Raw genomic sequence first — 17,334 nt, 5'->3', positions numbered from 1 at the left:
ACGCGGGCCTACTCGGAGACCTTACGGATCATTCGGGAAGGTACGCCTTCCGCGTGCCGTCCCGGAACCGATCCACAGGTCTTGAGCATTGCTCGAGCTGGGCGACGGTCGGGCAGTGCTCCTCACCATGCCACACCAGCATCTTGGCTGGCACGGGCTTCCCGGCGCTCCTGCGCCCGTTCAGGCGGCGCTTCGAGCAGCGTCGAGGAATCGGTCGACTCCTTCAACGCCCTGGTGCTTCTGGAATGCTGGTGCGAGCTGCCGGACCTGCCGAATGCAGCGGGATGCACCGATCTGTTGTGCAAGTCGCAGCGATTCGTAGGCGGTGGCGGCGCTTTGGTCGATTTCGCGTTGCTGTAGGAGGCTTTCGGCCTCGTAGGCGAGGAAGACGGTGCGAGTCTTGTCCCGGGACTTCGGTAGGAGTTCAACACCCTGAGTGATCTGGTGGTGTGCTGGTCCAGGCTCGTCGAGGTCAATCAGGCAGCGGCCTGCGTCGACCGATAGATCAGCAGGACCCATCCACGAGCACCAAGCGGGTGGTTCGTCGGTCGCGGTGTTGAGGGAGTGTTCTGCGGCGTCGAGTGCCCGGCGGCAGGAGCGGCCCTCATCAAGCATGGCGTGGGCGCGGGCCTTGCGGACGTGGAGGAGGGCTCGGGCGGTGTGGTCCTGGGTGCGGGTCAGTGCGTGGTCGAGGACGTCAACGGCGGGCGCTGCCTGCCTGAGCCAGATGCTCTGGTAGGCGAGGTCGGACAGGATTCCGGCACCTCTGTCGCTGTCGCCGGCCTGATGGGCGGAGTGAAGGGCGGCGTGCCAGTAGCGTCCGGCTGCTGCGTGGTGCTCGTAGTCGAACTTGTGCCAGCCGATGGTCTGTGCAAGGGAAGCCGCCAGCACGTGGAGGCGGAGGCCCGTCGCTTCGCTGTAGTGCGCGCTCTCCAGGAGACCGACGACGGTGTCGAGGTAGCTGTCCAGGAGCTGGGCCGTGTGTTGGCGCTCGGCTGTCGCCAGCGCAGTGAGGTGCCGGACACTTGCCTCTAGCCAGTCGACGAATTCCGGGTCGACCCGTTGGCCGTCGGCCGCGGTCGCCGCAAGAGCGGGGTCGAGGGTGGCCCACTGGTGCGCCAGCGAGGCGAGGGCGACGGGTGTGATGGCGAGGATGGTGCGACGGTCGAGCATGGCGCGGCGTTGGGCCTCTCTGAGTGCGGCGACCGACGCTCCTGTTCCCAGGGGGATGGGCGCTTCGCAGCCGGGCAGCCAGTAGGGCCAGCCCAGGGCGGTGACATCGGCGGGGTTGACGCCAAGGGCGTCGGCGATGAGGAGCTGGTACCAGTCGTCCGGTGGGCGAGCGCCCGGCCGCTCCCAGACGGACACTTGCTGCTTCGTGGTGCCGGCCCTGCGATCCTGGCGGCGCGCGGCGTCCTTCACGCCCGTGGCGAGGTCGCTCTGGGACATGCCCTTGAGGTGTCGGGCGAAGGCGAGCGGGTGCTGGATTGGCGCTTCCACTCGTCCATGACACCACCCTCCATGGCTCTTCCGGACGCAAACGAGGACTCCTGCATGACACCCCCATGACCATCGAACGCTTTTGCTAGCACCGGAGATTGGGTGTACTCGCACTTCCGGGCCGTACGTCCCGGACATGGGAGAACCCTTCTGATCGGAGGCTCACTGTGAGCGGCGTCGACGTGGTGAGGGTCGCGTTCAGCGGAGCGGACAACACCGGCAAGACCAAGCAGATCGGCATCCTGGCGCGCCGCGTCGGCCAGGACGCTCGTGCGACGGGCCCGCTCGACGCACACGACCCGCGTTGGGAGGACATCAAGGCACGCGGTATGGGTGACTGGTGGTTTGACAGTGGGCCGGTCGAGGAGGTCGCCGACGTGCTCGCCAACTCCTACCTCGCCCGGTTTCGCGTCGAGGGCGACGGTGCCCGGCTACTGCTGATGGACCGCGGCCTCCCGATGCTGGAGGCGTCGTTGGCCGCGACAGTAGCCGTGCGCGAGCGCCTCGATCCGGAGCAGGCCGCTGACAGGGCACGCGAGTTGCTGGAGCCCTACGCAGAGGAACTGACGGCTGCTGAGGCGAAGGAGTTGGGCATCTGCCTCCTCCATGACGAGGACCCCGTGATCGGCACGTCCCGATCCCTCTCGCACGAGAAGAGCGTCACACCGACCTACGCGGACTACCAGCGCCACCTGCATGTGCAGATCCACCGGGTGATCGCCGAAGGCCGCTTCCACGACGTCATCGTCGTGGCGGGAAGGGCTGTGGTCGCGGTGCAGGACGACATCCGCCGTCGCCTGCACCCGAGCACACTCCTTGTGCCCACCGGGTGCCTGCCCGAGGTCAGGGTGGTCGCGCTCGGCGGAATGTCCGAGAGCGGCAAGAGCACCGCGGGCGAGTACCTGCGAACCCACCACGGCTACGCACGCCTCAAAATCGGCTATCTGATCGAGGACGCCGCCCACCGCGCCGGCATCCCCGATCCCTACTCGATCGCCCCTGTGGTCCGCGCCGAGCTGCTCCTGGACGGGCTCGACCGCTACGCATCGGCCCACCACTTCCACGACCGGTTCTCGTTGGAGTCCCTCCACGAGTTCGAGGTCACCGCCGAACTGCGCCGGATGCTCGGCAGCCAGATCGCCATCACCTACCTCGACACCGACGCCGCCGTCCGGTCCCGGCGCGGCACCGCGGGCCCCCGCGACGTCACGGAGCGGGACTGCGTGAAGGCCGCCAGGGGCGCAGAGGCGATCAGCAAGCTCGCCGAGACCGTGATCGACAACAACGGCTCCCGCCTGCGCCTTGAGCGTGAGTTCGACCGGATTACACGGGACGCCGCCTGGCCTCTGGTCGCACCGGCCACCACGCCGGTCAACTCGCTTGGCCTGCCGGTCCGCTTGGAGGCATTCCTGACCGCCCTGTTGCAACGCACGACCAGCACCGAAGCGCGCAAAGAGCCGCTGATCGACCTGCTGGCCGTCACTGGCAGCGGCGCCCGCGGCAAGTACCAGCACGGCTGGAGCGACCTGGACGTGTTCGTCATCGCCGAGCACGACCGCATCACGGAACTCCGCACTATCCTCGCCTCCCTGGAAGGCGAACTCGGCCCGGTGAAGCTGGGCCTGACCGTCCTCAGCCAAGAAGAGTGCCGCGCCGGAGCGGTCACCTCGCGCCTCTTGCACGTGCTCACCCTGCTCGGCACCGGCTCCCTGCTCCCGCTCTGGGCCCGGCCCAGCCTGGCCATCCCGGCCCCGGGTCTGGACGACGACATCGCGGCGAGTCTGGAGGCAGGCATCCAGTCGGCCGTCGAGATCCGCCGCCAGTTGTTGAAGGGTGCCCCGGATCTGCGCGCCCTGTACAAGATCACCGCACTCCTGGCCAAGGTCCTCCTGCGCTTCGAGGGCACCGAATGCCCGGAAGACGACGAGGCCCTCACCCGGCTCACCCAGGAAGACCAAGTCTCAGGGCCGGGGCTGCCTCAGCGAGCCCGGACCGACCGGGACGCGGCACAGGACCTGGCCCACCGCGTGCTCAGCCACTGGCTTGCCACGATGCCCACGATCCGGGCTGCGGCATGACCACGCGTCAGGACACCTGGATCTTCCACAAGGCGCTCGCGCCCATACAGGCTGAGGCGGAGGTGCGGGGATGGCAGCAGGTCGCGGGCAGGCTCCAGGTCCCCGCACTGCACTCGGTCACCCCAAGCAGCAACCGCGAACATGTCCTGGCGTACGAGGACGTGTTCGCCTCCGGGCGCTGCCAGCACCTGCTGGGGGACCTCATCGCCTCCGCAGACCGGGACCCCGCAGCCCTCCCCCTCGTGGTCGCGCTGATCGACGCCGTGTGTGACGACCTGATCGGTTCCGCCGCCAGTACGGGCCGCACCGCGGCCCTGTCCGACTGCGTGCCAGCGCTGTACCTCGACCGGATCCGCCACGCGGGCCGCATCGACGCCTGGTACCTCCGCCCCGACCTCACCATCCCCGGCCCAGGCAAGGGCGACAAGTTCCCGGTGCGGGAGCTGCGCGGCTTCACACTGACCCTCAACGGCACCGAGGTACCCCTGGACGTGCCCAAGGCCATCCGCGACGCCCGCCAGGCGCTACGTCCCACGAGCCAATGGGTGTCGGCTATCACCCAGGGCGATCCGACCGAGCCCAACATCGCCGCCAGCGCCACCGGGGCATGCTGGCTCGACTTCGAGCATGCCGGCCGTAACACCCTCCCCGGCGAGATCGCCAACCTCTGGTGGTACTTGCTTGCCATGGGCGGCTGGCTCGTTCCCACCTACCAGCCCGACACCTACGCCCGAACTCTCGCCCTCCATCTGCCGCCTACGGCCTACCCGACGCTCCTTCAGGCGCAACTCTCCCCGCAGCAGCGGCAACTTGACCTCGCCTGCACCTGGACCGTCGGCCCAGGACGCCACGCGGCCCTCACCCGGCTTCACGACCGCCTCACCACCGATCTCGGCCAGGCGGCCGACCTGCCACCCGGCCGCCCGCTCGCCCTGCTGCGCCCGTTCCTGACCACGCGGATCCTCGGCGTCTTCCCGCCGAGCCACTTCACCGACAGCGACCTGCTCCTGCTGCTGGCGAAGCTCGCGGAAGCCCAGCTCGTCGACGGCGAGCTGTTCGCCCACACCCAGACGCCTCCAGACCTCACAAGCCCGCTGGAGTAATGATGACAACGTCCCTGCTCGACCTGCCCATCAGCGCTCGCCCCTTGCAGGGGCGGGTCGCCCTCGTCACCGGAGGCGCAACCGGCATCGGCGCCGCCACGGCCAGAGCCCTCGCAAATGCGGGTGCTGCGGTCGCCGTCAACCACTTCGCCCAAATCGGACAGGCCCGCGCCGTACTGGCCGACATGCACCGCGTGGGCCCCGGCGGCATCGAGATCAGTGCGGATCTCGTCGACCCCAACGCCGTGGCGATGATGACCAGCCAAGTCACCAACGAGCTCGGCCCCATCGACATCCTCGTCAACAACGCCGGCGCTTACCCCCGGCTGTCCTGGGCGCAGACCGACGAGGAAGCCTGGGCCCGCGCACTCGACGTCAACCTCACCATGCACTACCGGACCTGCCGAGCCATCACACCGGGCATGATCGAGCGCCAGTGGGGTCGCATCATCAACATCGGCAGCGTCAACGCCCGTGCCGGCCGCCCCGGTCTGACCGCCTACAGCACCGCCAAAGCCGGGCTCCTCGGCTTCACCCGCTCCCTGGCCAGGGAGCTTGGCCCACACGGCATTTGCGTGAACACTGTCGTCCCGGGAGCCATCCATGTCGCCGCAGAGAACGACCTGCCCAAACACCATCGCCCCCGCCCCGAAGACCAGATCGACCGCCAGTGCGTCCCACGCCGCGGCCAGCCAGAGGACGTCGCCGCAGCGATCGCCTTCTTCGCCAGCCCAGGCGCATCGTTCATCAGCGGCCAGTCGTTGCACGTCGACGGAGGGTGGCTCCTCCACTGACCACCACAATCCGCAGCCACGAGGAGATCAAGACCGTGACCGAACGGGTTCGCGCCATCCTCATCACCCCGAACAACACGATGCTCTTTATCAAGCGCATCCGACCCGGCATCGCCCCGTATTGGGTCACCGTCGGCGGCGGCGTCGAAGACACCGACGCCAGCCGCCACGCCGCCCTGCTACGTGAGATCGGCGAGGAGATCGCCGGGACCGCACAGATCCTGCGCCAGCTCCACGAAATGGAGAACGACAAAGGCGAGAAGGAACTGTTCTACCTTGCCCTAGTTGAGCGTTGGAACTTCGCCGACCGTACGGGCCCGGAGTTCTCACGCACCGACCGCGGCGAATACCTCCTTGAAGAGGTCCCGCTCAGCACCCAGGCCCTGGACCAGGTCAATCTGATGCCGCCCGAGTTCGCCGCCGTCCTGCGCCAGGCCGTAGAACACGGCGACCTGCTGACCACTCCGTAAGTCACGGGGCTGTCGAAACGAGAGTGGGGCCCACAACAGATCCCATATTCTTACAGAGCACTCCGGCTACGCCGGGTACACGCGTCGTTGACGCTACGGCGGGGAACTCAAGCGTGACGACTGGACTTTCCCCTAATACTGGCATCAGCCATCATCTCGGAGGCGGAGTTCAAGCTAACGATGAGCTCCTCATCATCCACAACAAACCAGAGTTCGCGGTCCAAGATCCACCACGCGCCACGGTACTGAACGAAGTCGGTGATGGTCGCGCTGAGGTACCGAGCTCGTCCCCGAGCGAGCTCATCCGTCATCGCCTTGACTCGGATCTCAATCGGGACGTTGGAGCCGCCGCGGCGGCCGGAGGGCTCATGGTCGAGCGTGGTGTCGGTCATGGCGTCCCCCTTCACGGCCGGATCGTGGGCTGGTTGTCGGGCAGCGGTTGTGCTGGTGGCGGTTGGAGGCTTCCGTGAGTTTGAAAGAGGCTGCTGTCGTGCTGGGGCGCGGGCCTCGCGTTCTGCACCTGCGTCAGCTCCTGGCGCGCGGACGACTCGGCTCGCTCCCCCTCGGCGGCCTGCGCGCCGATTCGGCTCGCGTCGTGGGCAAGATCGGTGCGCAGATCCTCAACGAACAGCTCGTGGCCGACCTCCATCGCAACGCCGACGACCACAGCTGTGGCCATGAGGTGGGCCAGGTATGCGGGCCCCGCCGGCTCCTGGTAGACCTCCACCTCATTCGCATAGACGACTGTCGCTGTGTGGCGGCCGAGCTCCCAAGCAACGGTCAGCTCGTTCACGGGCTCACCCTGTGCGTAAACCGCGAGGATCGCCTCGTAGACCTCACGGCGTGGCCCGGGTTCGAAGCTCCCTGGCGACAGCCAGACCTCGACTTCCGCGACCTGTTCGCCGTGTTGGAGAAGGTCGGCGAGCACCAGCTCTTCACGCTGGCGCCTGTCGTCGACCACCACGGTCGTCTCGACCTCCACCACGGTCGGCTGATAGGTAGCGGGGGCGGCTTCGAGCTGGACTTCGATGTGCGACGGTGCGGCCTGGCGCGCAAGGGCCTGGGCCAGCCGGTCGAGATGATCGAGCTTCGGGTCGGCCCCTCGGACCGTCCCCGCACTGGCGGCGATGCGATCCACGTGTGAGGCGAGTTGGCTGCGGACGTACGTCTCCTGCATCATCCGCGCGTAGACGGCGATGTCCGCAGGCTCGGGGCAGTTCGCTGCCAGGTTGCGCAGGTAGGTCGCGTCGACGCCTGGAAGCTTCAGCCGGTCCGCGATGCGCTCGGGGAGCTCCGCGGCCCTTACGGCTCCGCTGTTGTCCAGCTCGGCGAAGACCTCCCGGTAGGTGGGGTGGGTGAAACGGTCCGCCTTCAGGTAGGCGATTTCCTCCCGCGCGGTTGGGTCCTGGAGGAGCGCGCCGATGACGGCCTGCTCCGCCCGAAGGGACAGGTTCGGATTGGTCATCGTCAGTTCCTCGATCCGTGCTCGTGATCCGCGGAGTCATCCGCGAACAGCTGCCGGGACGCCCTGCGTCGCTGCGTTGCCGCCGTGGCCTCTGCCATGGCTGAGGCGGAGGCGTCGAGCTTGGCGGCGAATGCCTCGTCGGTGACGAGCACCCAGCGCTCATCGCCTGTGTCCAGCCACCAGCTGCCGCGCAGCCGGACGTACTCCGGGATGGCCGGGCTGAGTTCCGTGGCGTCGCCGTTGGCGACGGCGTCCCGCATGGCAGCGCTCGACATGGTGCCGGGTGGGTTGGCCTTCTCTGTCGTCTCCTGCGCGGCCAGCACGGTGGACGGGATGCCTGACCAGGGGTCGGCGGTGCGCCATCGTTCCTGGAGTTCGACCGACTCGGCTGCACGCGCGTAGGTCTTCCGGTGCCCGGTACGGCAGTTGGACGCGTAGTAGGTTGCGGCGTTTGCCGTGACAACGCGCAGTTCGGTGTGCCAGTAGCGGGCCGCCTGGCCGGCTGGCTGTTCGGAGCCGTAGATCTCCTTGCGCCAGATCATCAGCGCCCACAGCTCTTCGATCATGCCGGGATGTTCGGCCCAGCACTCCGGGAGCCGGGATTCGACCGAGAGCTCGTACCGGTCGTAGAGCCAGGTGACCCAGGTGCAGAGCTCGGCCCAGTTGACGGCGCGCTCGCTCGGGCTCATCGCGTGCCACTCGACCAGATCGGGCCTCGCGGACGCCGCAGCCGAGCCGTGGCTGCTGGGTCCCGGGAGTGCGGTCGCCGTGGAACGGGGAAGGCGGGGTCTCCGGATGCGGGGACGCCCCTTGACCCTGCCGATGGGCTGGTATTCCGTATCGCTCATGGGTGACCCTGGATCGTGCGTGAGGTTACGTGCGGTGTCGGTGCATTGGGCGGCGACAGCAGCTGCGTGCGCGTGTGCTCGACGAGCTGGGTCGTCGCCTCGTTTGAGCTGATCACCGGCGGGCGGACAAGGCTTGGTTGGCCGCTCTGGTGGGTGATCACTGCTCGGTGGTCGTCAGTGAGGAGGCGTTCGGCCGCTTCCATGGCGGTGACGGGATCACTCGGCGTCGCCCGGAGCCGCGTGAGGTAGGCGCTGAAGTCGTGGAGCTCGTATCGCGGGATCCACAGGCCTGTTGGGTAGATGTCTTCGAGGCGGCGCTCCAGGATCGCCAACGTTCTTTCCGGGGTGATCTCCTGGCCCCGGGCCCGGAGGGTGAGCATCGCGTCGTAGAGCTCGTACCTGCGATGCGTCGTGAATACGCTGGTGGGCATCCAGGCCAGTTCGCTGAGGTCTGCGGGTCTTTGGGCGACGAACGCGAGGACCTGGTCCTCGCGGTCGCTTCGGGAGTCACAGCCGAGATCAGCGAGTGGAGCCAGCGGCTGTTCGCGCCGGGACGCACGGTCGCTGAGCCAGCCGGTGGGGTCCTCCTGCACGGGAACGGACTCGAAGTAGCCGGGGCTGCTGATCTTCATGTACAGCTGCTCGGTGTCGGTGTGGACGACGCCGACGTAGCTGGCTCCGTCTACTCCCTTGCTGGTCTGTCCGCGGTCGTGGAAGGCGAACCACCCATCGTCGAAGGGATCGAACTGCGGGCAGCGGCCATCGCGGTAGCGGGCGTCCTGTCGTGCCCCGCGCAGGCCCTCGCTCTCGGTCAGTGCCCGGCCCATGCCGCCTCGCCTTCCGGCCGGCCCTGCTGGCGGTACTCGCGTGCCCACTCGACGGACTTGGCGAAATCAGCGGCGTGCGGGCCTTCGTAGTGGCGCTGCATGATGACCTTGGTGACCGGGGTGGTGGCATGGATGACCAGCGCTTCGCGCCGCTCTTCGTTGAGGGTGCGGATCTCGTCCGGGGAGATCGTCTTCCGGTCCTGAAGTGTGGTCTGCATGGTGGTGCCGTGGGTGCCCGACTGGTAGGTCGTCAGCGACTCGCGGTAGATGCCTCCGAGTTTGCTGAACTCGTCGAGCTCCTCGCCGGCCAGTCCACCGAGGGCGATCTTCACGGTGGAAGCACCCCAGATCATGTCCGCGCCTTCCTTGCCCCAGCGCTTGCGGAGCTGGGCGAAGTTCTGGGCGATGGCCGTGATGAAGATTCCGGATCCGCCTGCGAACGACAGCAGTTCGGGCAGGTGCGGGAGCGGTGAGACGTTCGCGACCTCGTCCAGGATCATGCCGAGCGGCGGGTCGAGCCGACCGCCGGGAGAGCGGTCGGCGAGACGCTTCGCGGTCTCGGTGAACTCGTCGATGAAGGCCGTGATCAACGGTGCCAGCGCACGTGACTCCTGTTCCCCGACCAGGAGGTAGAGGGTGCCGGTGTCCTTGAGGAAGGCTTCGATGTCGAGCCCTTCTCCTCGGGCCGGGACGAAGGTGCGTCGCGCCATCGGTGCGAACAGCGGCGTCAGGGCCGTCTGGACGGTGGCGAAGAGGTTCGCGCGGGTGTCGCCGGGGTTGCGGTAGAGGCTGTCGAGCATGTCCGCGACGCCGGGCTCGGCGCGGTCCGAGTTGGCCAGGAGCTTGATAGGTTCCTCGATGCTGGGGTTGAAGCCCCAGCGCAGGACGTCCTCCATCGTGTGGTCGGTTATGGCTGCCGCGTGCAGCCAACCGGCGAGGAGTGAGGTGGCGGTGGCTCCGAAGAATCCGGCGCCGCTGCTGTCGGAGGTCTCCGACTTCCCGATCTGGACCATCAGGTCGGCGCGCTGCATGGCCTTGCCGAAGTTCTCGCAGCCGGATGTCGGCGACCACTGCGCTTGGTCCGGCCAGTCGACCATCCCGGTGGGGACCATGACGGCAACCGGCCCGGCAGCGCGGCGGCCAAGTGCGGTGGCCTCCAGCACGTCGCCGCGGAGGCTGGTGACGAGCGCGGGCCCCATCCAGGCGTGGAGCCACGGGATGATGACCTGGCTGGTCTTGCCCTGGCGCGGTGCCGCGAGCACTAGGACGCTGCTCTCCACGATCGCCCACAGCGCCAGGCCGGCCAAGGTCCGTCCGAGCGTCACGGCGACTGCCTCAACCGTGATCTGGGTGCCGGTGAGCGAGGGGCGCACGATCTGACCCCGCCGCACGACCGCCGTCGCGGACAGCGTGCGGGCCAGCTGGTTGTGCGAGGCGAAGCCGCGGACGGACCGGCTGCGCCTGCTGTTCCTGATGACCCAGAGGGCAGCGGTCACCATCATCGCGAGCACCAGGACGGCCGCGACGGTGAAGCCGACCGGCCCGGGCAGGTCGGCGCGCGCGGCGGCGGGCCAAGCCTGCTTGGGGTCGCCGAAGTGGCTCGGGATCTGCTGGGCGATGGTGAAGGCCGCGCCGAAGCTCACCGGGGGCCAGGCGGCGTGGGTGAGCAGTCCGGCGAGCTGTCCGGTCGCCCATGTCCCCATCGTCGCGGTGACGACCACGATGACCAGGACCACGATCAGGTAGTCGCTGGGCCCGTCGAGCAGGGGGCGTCGGGCGACGGTGCTGTTGCTGGCGGCCATCACACAGCCATGCGTTCGTTTGTATAGTACAACTGTCGCTCGATCGGCGAGAGCACGGTCTGCACCACATGGCTGGAGGAGCGGCCGATCTTCCAGATCGCGCGGCCGATCTGCTCGCCGCTCCAGGAGGCGATGTGGGCACACTCGGTGTCGGTCAGTCCGATGGCGTCGCGGGTCATGGCCAGCGGGGCGGTGTCCTGGCGCAGGCAGATGCGGACGTCGCAGCTGGAGATCAGGTTCTTGGCGATGCTGACTTCCTCGCTGCCCTGGGCGCCGACGGCCTCGAAGTCGGCCAGGCGGTGGGTGCTGAGGACCTGGATGGTGCCCTGGGCGCGGGACAGGCGCAGGTCGGAGTCGAGCTTGCGGATCATGGCGGGGACGCGCATGGCGCGCCACAGCTCGTCGCGGACGACCAGGCGGACGGGGCCGCCGGGCTCGTCGATGGCGGCCTGGCCCCAACTGCTGACGCAGGCAAGGGTCATGGCGACGGTCTCGTCTCCGCGTCCGTCGATTCGGCTGAGGTCGACGGTCTGGATCGGTGCGTCGAAGTCCGGTCGGACGGTCGTGGGCCGGTCGAACAGGCCGCTGAGGCTGCCGCGGACCATGTTGCCCAGGGCGTCGGCGGCGGGGCGGATCATCTCGCGCAGTTCGGCCACGTCGGCATCGCGCACTCGGAGTTCTTCGGCCATCTCCGGGAGCGGGTCGCGCAGCAGCGCCCAGACGTCCGGGATGGTCGGGTCCACGAGCTCGGTGTTGCCGGTGGCCTGGCCGGAGGCGTGGTGGATGGCCAGGGAGAGCACGGCCTCCTCGGTCGGAGTCAGGTGACGTCCGAGGCGCATGACCAGCAGTGACGAGAGCAAGGTGATGCGGCGGCGGTGGATTTCGTCCAGTCGCTCGCGCAGCTCTTCGCGGTCCGCAGGGAGGTTTGCCCCGAGGGGCCCCGCGTCCAGCGGATTGAGGCGGGCCTTCAACCCTGGGCCGAGTTCGACGGGCTCAACGCCGAAGGCGCGGGCCAGGGGGGCGTACTCGTTCTTGATGTCGCCCAGGACGAAGGTCCGCACACCGTAGGCGGCCAGCCTGGTGGACAGCGCCTTGAGCGTCGCTGACTTGCCCGCGCCGGGCACGCCGGTGACCAGGATGTTGGGGTTGGTGATGAGCCCGCGGTGGAGCCATTCGATGGGGTGGCAGGAGAACGCGCCACCCGCCATGCAGTCAACGCCCATGTAGACGCCCACCGGTGGGATCGAAGCGCCGTAGAGCCAGGGGTACAGGCCCTGGATCTGGCCGGTGCTCCCCCGGAAGACGGGAACGCTCGGCATGACCGGGGCCCGGCCGCCGTAGGGACGCGCCCAGCCGCGGCGCGGCGCGAGCGGTTGACGCGGTTCCCTCTTCGCCTTGCCCGGGTTGGCCTGAGGGGTCTCGGGGGCGGGGGTGCCCAGGACCTGGCTCAGGTCGAAGGCGGGGAGGTCGGCTGGCTTACGGCGGCTCAGGAGGGGGCTCATGGCTTACCACCGCTTCTTCGGCAGGCCCATGCCGACCGGAAGCGCACCGCAGGCGAAGCCGATGTCCTGGGCGAACCAGAGGCGTTGGAGCTCGATGCGGGCACCGGAGGCGTCGGCTTCCAGCGCGGAGCAGGCGTCTTCGAGGTCAGCCGGGTCGGTGACGGTGACGGTGACGTAGGCGCTGAAGCGGACCAGGCCGTGGCCGGATGCGCGCTCGGCGTCCTGGTCCTCGGCGCGGCGCAGTGCCTGCTTCTCGTGTTCGGGCACGATCTGCCCGGACTTGTGGCGCATGCTGACGGCGACGTGCCGGGCAGTGCGCTCGCGCATGACGTCACGCTCGGCGGCGCGCGGGGTCAACGGTTCGACGTGCAGGCTGAATGCCCTGCGGTGCTCTCCCTCGCCGAGCAGTGGAGCGAGGGCGGTGGAGTACACCTTGGTGCGGGGCCACTGGGCGACCCAGTAGGTCACCGACAGCGCGCCGTCGTGGGAGTAGTGCGCGCGGGCGCTCTCTGTGGCGACGGGACCGGCCAGGCCGACGGCGACGCCGGGTTCAGGGGCGGGTTCGAGTCCGCGGACTGCTGCCGCGTTGGCCGTCGCGCGTCGTTCGGCGAGCATCCGGGCGGAGTGCGGGTCGAAGGCCGTGCGCAGCACCTCGGCGAGGTCACGGGGGGCGAGCCAGCCTTCGACCTGGAGGTCCGCGGAACCGATCGACGAGGTCAACGCCCTCAGGTGGCGGACCAGGACGGCCGCGGCACCGACCGTGCCGCCTCCTGCGTTCTTGATGGGGCCCGCTGCCCGTGAACCGTCCATGGTGAAGGCCAGGTACGCCTCGCGCTGGGATGTCGCGAGGGTGGCCGTACCGAGCAGGGACTTCGTGATCTCCACAGCGGCTGCGGGCGCGTCCTCGGCGAGGTGGTCGGCGTGCCAGCGGTGGAGCGCTGCTCCGGACTCGGGGACCAGGCGCTGGAGGGCTTGGACGCGGACGATCGGGCTTCCCTCGGTGCACAGGCCGGAAAGGAGTTGTCCCCACCCGGCCACGCGCTGGTCTCGGCGGCTGGAGTCGACCAGGCCGATTCCGGGGTAGCGGATGCGGGCGACCGCGGTGAAGGTGCGGTCGGTGCGGTTGTGGATGACGGCCATGGTCTGGCCGCTTCCGGTGTCCGCTTCGAGGATCGAGAGCGGCGCGAGGATGCCGGGGAGGTCCATGGTCGGTCCGTTGGCGTCGCGCGAGGTGCGTGCGGCCGGGTTGAACGGGCCGGAGAGGAACTTGTTCTGCTGCCGGTTGCGCAGGAAGGTGAAGCTCACGTAGGCAACCGCCCATTCGTCTACGGTGCGCCCGGCGATCCGGGCGAAGGCCAGAGCGACCAGGAGTATGGACAACGGCCAGGTGACGATTCCGGCTTGGAGCCGGGAGGCCGCGAGCGGCCAGACGGCGAGGAGGACGCCGCCGCCAAGCATGGCCGCACGCTGGGCGGACATGCCGAACATGAACGCGACCTTCTCCTGCTGCCAGCCGAAGTACGTTCGTGAAGTGGACTGGGCGTCGCTCACTTCGTTCCTCCGTCCTCAGGAGTGTTCAGATCGGTCGTCATGGACGGACCGGGGGCAGGTGCCGGTACCGGATTCGTGCTGGGTGCTTGTGTCTCCGGGGGCACCACTGGCATCTCGACGGTGGGTGGGCCCGACGGAGCGGCCGAGGAATCCGCGCTCTGGGGCGTCCCGGTGACAGGTAGGTCGGGCGTTCCCTCAGTGCGGGCTTGCTGGTTGTCCGGTGCTGGTGCTCCGCCCGAGGAGGGAACTCCTGCTTGGCCACCGGTTCCGGTGCTCGTGTTCAGCGGTGCACGGGGATTGCCGTAGCGGGACACGTACCCGGCGGGCTGCGCGCCCGGGGCGGCCTGCATTCCGGCGTGTCCGGCCATCTTGTCCATGCCGCCCGCGAGCGAGTTGACGGCCTGTTGGGCAAGCCGGACACCGGCTGCGGCGAACAGCCCCACGGGGCCGGCAGCCGCACCGCCACCGGCGGCACCAGCTGCCCCGCTTCCGCCTGCGACGGAGCCGGCGACCTGGCCGCCGCCCTTGCTTGCGAAGCTGCTCATCGTCCGGTCAGCGGCGGCCGGGCCGAACTCCCCCGGTTCGACGCCCGCGGGGCCGCCCGCGCCCGGGGCGCTGAGTCGGCCTCCGGCGAAGCCGAGCAGCGCTCCGAGCCCGGCACCGCCGCCGGCTTGGACGTTGGCAAAGCTGAAGAAGCGGGCGATGGAGGGCCAGGCGAGGGCTGCCAGCAGGAGAACCAGCATCCCGGACAGGGTGGTTTCCAGGTCCTGGGAGCCACCGGCGAGGTTGAAGCCCAATACGAAGACCAAGGCCACGATCGGCTTGAGAATGATGAGCTGCACGGTTGAGGCGACCAGCTTGGACCACCAGGACTTGGTGGTCTCCGAGATCATTCCCGCGGCGGCGATCGGAGAGGTCGCGATCAGCACGGCGATGGCGGCGTTCCGCAGCAGCATCTCGAACCAGAGCACGACGACGAGCAGGATGCCGAGGATGCCGAAGATGAGCAGCAAACTGCCGCTGGTCTGGGGGTCCCAGGCAACCAGATTCGCGATCTTGTCCGAGAAGGCTTGGGTTCCGCCGAAGCTGTTGTCGACGATCCACCTGGCGATCTCGTCGCTGGCCAGCAGACACGTGGAGGCGACGCTCAGGGTGAGCATGAAGGCGAGCGCCGCCTTGCCGACACCGACGAGGCCGGTCGCCAGCGGTGACCCGTCGTGCGTGACGACGGTCCGCACGACCTGACCCAGCAACAGGAGTACAGCTACGAGGCTGGACAGACCGAGGGAGATGGCGAAGACGCTACGCAGCCCAGTGGACGTGAGGTCCACGTCCGGAATAGCGACGAACGCCTTGGCGAAGCTGGTCAGGACAGAGGTGGCCGCGTCCGCGAAGCTCTTGCAGATGTTGTTCCAGGCGCTGGAGGCGAGGCTGTCCACGCCGCCAGTGACAACGGGACCTGCGACGCAGCTGATGGGGTCGGTGATGCAGGACATCTCACTCCCCCACGGCGCGAGTTCGGTTGATCGTGTTCGTCACTGCTTCAGCTCCTGCCAACCCTTGGCCGAGGCATCGGGAGACTCCGGCTGAGCGGTCAAGCTGCTGTAGTTCGTGGTGTCGGTCGAAGCGAGGACGTGCCAGTCCCCCGCGGACCAGTGCATGTCCAGCGGGTAGACACCCATCCGGGTCTGGATGCCCTGACCGGGCGAGCTGGTGGTGTAGGTGGCCAGAAGAAGCACCTTCGCGGAGTTCGCCGTTGCCGACAGGACTTGATACTCGACCGGCGCCAGAACCACCGAGGCGTTGGCCGGCACCTGGCCGGTCGCGGGCAGGCCCAACTCCTTGCGGGTGATCGTGGGCCCCTGTGCCAGCTGCTGTGGAGCGTCCGACCAGGAAGGGTCCGCGACGAGCCGACCGACAGCAGCGGCACGGTCGGGGTCGAGCGTGGAACCGATCTGCTGCATGTATTCGACCCCGGCTGACACGGCACCGGCCGTGGAGTGGGGGTAGCCGATCCGGACGCCGTTGACGAGCTGGGCGCCCTGGATCAGTTGCAGCGCACCGCTGAGTGCAGGAGAACTACTGGCAGAGGGCTCATCGCTCGGGCCGGCTGTCGCCGACGCTCCAGGCAGAGGGATGGCCGTCGGGGGCGCGTACGTCTTGGGCGCACGGGGTCCGAGCTGGGACTCCACTGCGACGCCCACGGCCACGAAGGCGAGAAGGGCCACAGCAGCTGCGATCAGACGCGGGAAGACCCGGCGTCGCTTCGGAGCAAGGAACGGGTTAGCCACGATGGAGTCAGCCCCTACCCGCTACGCCGAAGCGCCGAAAACGGTGTTGACCATCGGGATCGCGCAGGCCGTGACGATGACGCCGCCGAGCGACCAGATCAGCGCACGCTTGCCCTTGTCCGCCGCATCCGGCCGGTTGCTGAGGTGGCCTATGCCCATCAGGCCGCCCGAGACGACGGCAGCCACCGCGCAGGCTATGAGGCTGCCCCACTTCGCGTAACTCAGCAGGAGGTTCGTGCCCTTGCTGCCATTGGTGGGGTCGGCCGGAGCCGGATTGCTGATCGCGCCGGCCAGCAGGGTGTGCGCGGCGTGCGCAACATGAAGTGGGAGAGACATGTGGGCTCCAAACGCAGCGGATCAGTGGCCGACCAGAACCGGGTACTCCCGGCTCGGATCGACCACCCCCCGCGTCGATGATCATGCTGACGAGAAAGCCCAGTTACCCCACGGATCGCCCCTTGAAGGCCGTTTCACTCTGGCTAATGGACTGCCGACAAACAATAGGCAGAAATGAAGGCAGACAGTCAACTCAGGTGGACGTGAGCGAGGTCACAGATATACGCAGGGTTTCGCCTGGCGGCTCGATGTCACTGTGCGCAACGATGTGCCGATGGCGATCGAGGGGAGAAGAACGCCGACCATGACCAACGATGACCTGGAAGACTTTCAAGAGGACGGGCCCGAGCTCGGATTCTTCGCGGAGCGACTGAACCGCCTTTTCAAGTCGGTACACCCCCAGGACCGGGCCCCCTACAGCACGCCGGAAGCGGCCAAGCTGATCAATGAGGCCGCGGGACAGTCGGTCATCTCGCCGACCTACCTGTGGCAGTTGAGGAAGGGCAAGCGCACCGACCCCACACTGAGTCGAGTCGCAGCCATAGCCCGTCTGTTCAACGTGAAGCTGGACTACTTCAACGAGGCCAAGCGGCAGGAGCCTTCGCGCACAGAGCTGCAACTCGCCCAGGCCCTCCAGAAGCAGCCGATCCGAGAGCTCGCCCGCCAGGCCGACGGGCTGTCAGCCGTGGGCGTCGCCGCCCTGCTCGACCTCGCGCGATCCCTCCGCAGGATCGAAGGACTCCACGGCAGCGAGGACGAGGACTAGC

At 68.3% G+C, this 17,334-nt stretch carries 16 protein-coding genes; 5 read left to right on the top strand and 11 right to left on the bottom strand.

Annotated elements, in window-relative coordinates:
- Positions 1 to 180: 180 nt before the first annotated feature.
- The gene (locus ABH928_RS32595; RefSeq protein WP_370072286.1) at positions 181 to 1,449 is read right to left on the bottom strand and encodes an XRE family transcriptional regulator; all 1,269 of its coding nucleotides are present in this window, start codon (positions 1,447 to 1,449) and stop codon (positions 181 to 183) included.
- A 218-nt stretch (positions 1,450 to 1,667) separates the two neighbouring features.
- Here ABH928_RS32595 and ABH928_RS32590 point away from each other — a divergent pair, with 218 nt between their 5' ends.
- Genes ABH928_RS32590 through ABH928_RS32575 form a run of 4 tightly spaced genes read left to right on the top strand, consistent with a single transcriptional unit; the run spans position 1,668 to position 5,945 of the window.
- Positions 1,668 to 3,578: a nucleotidyltransferase domain-containing protein gene (locus ABH928_RS32590; RefSeq protein ID WP_370072285.1), complete on the top strand. Its 1,911-nt coding sequence runs from the start codon at positions 1,668 to 1,670 to the stop codon at positions 3,576 to 3,578.
- Positions 3,575 to 4,681: a hypothetical protein gene (locus ABH928_RS32585; protein WP_370072284.1), complete on the top strand. Its 1,107-nt coding sequence runs from the start codon at positions 3,575 to 3,577 to the stop codon at positions 4,679 to 4,681. Before ABH928_RS32590 ends, ABH928_RS32585 begins: the two co-directional genes overlap by 4 nt.
- Before the next feature lie 2 nt (positions 4,682 to 4,683).
- Positions 4,684 to 5,475 (top strand): SDR family NAD(P)-dependent oxidoreductase, encoded by a 792-nt coding sequence (locus ABH928_RS32580; RefSeq protein ID WP_370072283.1) that lies wholly within the window; start codon positions 4,684 to 4,686, stop codon positions 5,473 to 5,475.
- Between the two features lie 35 nt (positions 5,476 to 5,510).
- On the top strand, positions 5,511 to 5,945 hold the full coding sequence (locus ABH928_RS32575) for an NUDIX domain-containing protein (RefSeq protein ID WP_370072282.1): 435 nt from the start codon (positions 5,511 to 5,513) through the stop codon (positions 5,943 to 5,945).
- Between the two features lie 107 nt (positions 5,946 to 6,052).
- Here the strand turns inward: ABH928_RS32575 and ABH928_RS32570 are convergent, their stop codons facing one another.
- From ABH928_RS32570 to ABH928_RS32525, 10 genes are all read right to left on the bottom strand, one after another.
- Complete coding sequence (locus ABH928_RS32570; RefSeq protein WP_370072281.1) at positions 6,053 to 6,337, bottom strand: hypothetical protein; 285 nt, start codon at positions 6,335 to 6,337, stop codon at positions 6,053 to 6,055.
- An 11-nt stretch (positions 6,338 to 6,348) separates the two neighbouring features.
- Entirely contained in the window at positions 6,349 to 7,410 is a 1,062-nt protein-coding gene (locus tag ABH928_RS32565; RefSeq protein ID WP_370072280.1) for a DnaB-like helicase N-terminal domain-containing protein, read from the bottom strand.
- A 2-nt stretch (positions 7,411 to 7,412) separates the two neighbouring features.
- The gene (locus ABH928_RS32560; RefSeq protein WP_370072279.1) at positions 7,413 to 8,099 is read right to left on the bottom strand and encodes a hypothetical protein; all 687 of its coding nucleotides are present in this window, start codon (positions 8,097 to 8,099) and stop codon (positions 7,413 to 7,415) included.
- Between the two features lie 155 nt (positions 8,100 to 8,254).
- Positions 8,255 to 9,085: a hypothetical protein gene (locus ABH928_RS32555; protein WP_370072278.1), complete on the bottom strand. Its 831-nt coding sequence runs from the start codon at positions 9,083 to 9,085 to the stop codon at positions 8,255 to 8,257.
- A complete protein-coding gene (locus tag ABH928_RS32550) occupies positions 9,070 to 10,887 on the bottom strand; it encodes a type IV secretory system conjugative DNA transfer family protein (protein ID WP_370072277.1) in 1,818 nt (605 codons plus the stop codon). The genes ABH928_RS32555 and ABH928_RS32550 overlap by 16 nt, the downstream gene beginning before the upstream one ends.
- Positions 10,887 to 12,389 carry a VirB4 family type IV secretion system protein gene (locus ABH928_RS32545; protein ID WP_370072276.1) on the bottom strand — a complete coding sequence of 501 codons (1,503 nt, stop codon included), beginning with the start codon at positions 12,387 to 12,389 and terminating at the stop codon, positions 10,887 to 10,889. Before ABH928_RS32545 ends, ABH928_RS32550 begins: the two co-directional genes overlap by 1 nt.
- Positions 12,390 to 12,392: 3 nt before the next feature.
- The gene (locus tag ABH928_RS32540) at positions 12,393 to 13,940 is read right to left on the bottom strand and encodes an SCO6880 family protein (RefSeq protein WP_370072275.1); all 1,548 of its coding nucleotides are present in this window, start codon (positions 13,938 to 13,940) and stop codon (positions 12,393 to 12,395) included.
- Positions 13,937 to 15,379 carry a conjugal transfer protein TrbL family protein gene (locus ABH928_RS32535; protein ID WP_370072274.1) on the bottom strand — a complete coding sequence of 481 codons (1,443 nt, stop codon included), beginning with the start codon at positions 15,377 to 15,379 and terminating at the stop codon, positions 13,937 to 13,939. Before ABH928_RS32535 ends, ABH928_RS32540 begins: the two co-directional genes overlap by 4 nt.
- 96 nt (positions 15,380 to 15,475) lie before the next feature.
- The gene (locus ABH928_RS32530; RefSeq protein WP_370072273.1) at positions 15,476 to 16,231 is read right to left on the bottom strand and encodes a hypothetical protein; all 756 of its coding nucleotides are present in this window, start codon (positions 16,229 to 16,231) and stop codon (positions 15,476 to 15,478) included.
- Positions 16,232 to 16,252: 21 nt separating this feature from the next.
- Positions 16,253 to 16,567: a hypothetical protein gene (locus tag ABH928_RS32525; protein WP_370072272.1), complete on the bottom strand. Its 315-nt coding sequence runs from the start codon at positions 16,565 to 16,567 to the stop codon at positions 16,253 to 16,255.
- Between the two features lie 274 nt (positions 16,568 to 16,841).
- Here ABH928_RS32525 and ABH928_RS32520 point away from each other — a divergent pair, with 274 nt between their 5' ends.
- Positions 16,842 to 17,333, top strand: a complete 492-nt coding sequence (locus tag ABH928_RS32520) for an XRE family transcriptional regulator (protein WP_370072270.1) — start codon at positions 16,842 to 16,844, stop codon at positions 17,331 to 17,333.
- Position 17,334: the final 1 nt, after the last annotated feature.

This window comes from Streptacidiphilus sp. MAP5-3 (assembly GCF_041262505.1).
Classification (GTDB): domain Bacteria; phylum Actinomycetota; class Actinomycetes; order Streptomycetales; family Streptomycetaceae; genus Streptacidiphilus.
This window is presented reverse-complemented; position numbering and strand designations above follow the sequence as displayed.